Origin of the sequence: Yinghuangia soli, assembly GCF_021502675.1 — a bacterium.
GTDB classification, from domain to species: Bacteria; Actinomycetota; Actinomycetes; order Streptomycetales; family Streptomycetaceae; genus Yinghuangia; species Yinghuangia soli.
Genome location: NZ_JAKFHA010000081.1, coordinates 1 through 2,924 on the forward strand (window position 1 = coordinate 1; position 2,924 = coordinate 2,924).

General features: G+C 58.3%; 2 rRNA genes. Both read left to right on the forward strand.

What is annotated here, in order from left to right:
* Nucleotides 1-2,677: ribosomal RNA gene (locus tag LZ495_RS43585) — 23S ribosomal RNA — on the forward strand; the annotation flags it as partial.
* Nucleotides 2,678-2,806: 129 nt separating this feature from the next.
* A 5S ribosomal RNA gene (gene rrf / locus LZ495_RS43590) occupies nucleotides 2,807-2,923 on the forward strand.
* The last annotated feature ends 1 nt before the right edge of the window (nucleotide 2,924 follow it).

Below are 2,924 nucleotides of genomic sequence, written 5' to 3' on the forward strand. Positions count from 1 at the left end.
TTCCCAAGTAGCACGGGGCCCGAGAAATCCCGTGTGAATCTGGCGGGACCACCCGCTAAGCCTAAATATTCCCTGGTGACCGATAGCGGACTAGTACCGTGAGGGAAAGGTGAAAAGTACCCCGGGAGGGGAGTGAAATAGTACCTGAAACCGTGTGCCTACAAGCCGTGGGAGCGTCGCCATCCGGGTTTCGTCCTGGGTGGTCGTGACTGCGTGCCTTTTGAAGAATGAGCCTGCGAGTTTGCGGTGTGTGGCGAGGTTAACCCGTGTGGGGTAGCCGTAGCGAAAGCGAGTCCGAATAGGGCGAATGAGTCGCGCGCCCAAGACCCGAAGCGGAGTGATCTAGCCATGGGCAGGGTGAAGCGGAGGTAAGACTTCGTGGAGGCCCGAACCCACCAGGGTTGAAAACCTGGGGGATGACCTGTGGTTAGGGGTGAAAGGCCAATCAAACTCCGTGATAGCTGGTTCTCCCCGAAATGCATTTAGGTGCAGCGTCGTGTGTTTCTTGCCGGAGGTAGAGCACTGGATGGTTGATGGGCCTCACCGGGTTACTGAGATCAGCCAAACTCCGAATGCCGGTAAGTGAGAGCGCGGCAGTGAGACTGCGGGGGATAAGCTCCGTGGTCGAGAGGGAAACAGCCCAGAGCACCGACTAAGGCCCCCAAGCGTGCGCTAAGTGGGAAAGGATGTGGAGTCGCAGAGACAACCAGGAGGTTGGCTTAGAAGCAGCCACCCTTGAAAGAGTGCGTAATAGCTCACTGGTCAAGTGATTCCGCGCCGATAATGTAGCGGGGCTCAAGCGCACCGCCGAAGTCGTGTCAGTGACGCAGTAGCCAAGCCTTCGTGGTTCAGGCGCGTTGCTGGGTAGGGGAGCGTCGTGCAGCGAGTGAAGTCGCGGTGGAAACCAGCGGTGGACGCTGCACGAGTGAGAATGCAGGCATGAGTAGCGAATCACACGTGAGAAACGTGTGCGCCGGATGACCAAGGGTTCCTGGGGCAGGCTAATCCGCCCAGGGTAAGTCGGGACCTAAGGCGAGGCCGACAGGCGTAGTCGATGGACAACGGGTTGATATTCCCGTACCCGCTACGATGCGCCAGCGCTGAACCTCGTGATGTTAAGGCCGTGAAGCGGCCGGCGAGCCTTCGGGCGGACCGGTGCAGTGGAGCCGCCGAACCAAGCGGGTAGTAGGTGAGCGATGGGGTGACGCAGGAAGGTAGTCCAGCCCGGGCGGTGGTTGTCCCGGGGTAAGGGTGTAGGGCGTGGTGTAGGCAAATCCGCACCGCACATAGCCTGAGACCTGATGCCGACCCGATTGAGGGGAAGTGGATGATCCTATGCTGCCGAGAAAAGCCTCTAGCGAGTGTCGTGGCGGCCCGTACCCCAAACCGACTCAGGTGGTCAGGTAGAGAATACTAAGGCGTTCGGGTGAACTGTGGTTAAGGAACTCGGCAAAATGCCCCCGTAACTTCGGGAGAAGGGGGGCCAGCTCTGGTGCGAGGACTTGCTCCTCAAGCTGGGGGTGGCCGCAGAGACCAGCGAGAAGCGACTGTTTACTAAAAACACAGGTCCGTGCGAAGTCGTAAGACGATGTATACGGACTGACGCCTGCCCGGTGCTGGAACGTTAAGGGGACCGGTTAGCTCTTCGGGGCGAAGCTGAGAACTTAAGCGCCAGTAAACGGCGGTGGTAACTATAACCATCCTAAGGTAGCGAAATTCCTTGTCGGGTAAGTTCCGACCTGCACGAATGGCGTAACGACTTCTCGACTGTCTCAACCACAGGCCCGGTGAAATTGCACTACGAGTAAAGATGCTCGTTTCGCGCAGCAGGACGGAAAGACCCCGGGACCTTTACTACAGCTTGATATTGGTGTTCGGTTCGGCTTGTGTAGGATAGGTGGGAGCCGGTGAAGCAGCAACGCCAGTTGTTGTGGAGGCGACGTTGAAATACCACTCTGGTCGTGCTGGATGTCTAACCTGGGTCCGTGATCCGGATCAGGGACAGTGTCTGGTGGGTAGTTTAACTGGGGCGGTTGCCTCCTAAAGGGTAACGGAGGCGCCCAAAGGTTCCCTCAGCCTGGTTGGCAATCAGGTGTCGAGTGTAAGTGCACAAGGGAGCTTGACTGTGAGACCGACGGGTCGAGCAGGTGCGAAAGCAGGGACTAGTGATCCGGCGGTGGCTTGTGGAAGCGCCGTCGCTCAACGGATAAAAGGTACCCCGGGGATAACAGGCTGATCTTCCCCAAGAGTCCATATCGACGGGATGGTTTGGCACCTCGATGTCGGCTCGTCGCATCCTGGGGCTGGAGTAGGTCCCAAGGGTTGGGCTGTTCGCCCATTAAAGCGGTACGCGAGCTGGGTTTAGAACGTCGTGAGACAGTTCGGTCCCTATCCGCTGTGCGCGTAGGAGTCTTGAGAAGGGCTGTCCCTAGTACGAGAGGACCGGGATGGACGAACCTCTGGTGTGCCAGTTGTCCTGCCAAGGGCACGGCTGGTTGGCTACGTTCGGGAGGGATAACCGCTGAAAGCATCTAAGCGGGAAGCCTGCTTCGAGATGAGGGCTCCCACAGGGTCGACCTGGTAAGGCCCCCGGTAGACGACCGGGTTGATAGGCCGGATGTGGAAGCACAGTAATGTGTGGAGCTGACCGGTACTAATAGGCCGAGGACTTGTCCTCAGATGCTCGCGTCCACTGTGTGGTTCCTGAACCGCAACCGGTTTCAGGTGGTAGCCACAGTTGAGAATTTCATACAGCTTTGTTCTGTCTGGAAGTCTTCGACACGACGGTTGTTGTGTTCGACAGGTTTCCGGTGGTCATGGCGAAGAGGAAACGCCCGGTCCCATTCCGAACCCGGAAGCTAAGCTCTTCAGCGCCGATGGTACTGCACTCGAAGGGGTGTGGGAGAGTAGGACGCCGCCGGAAT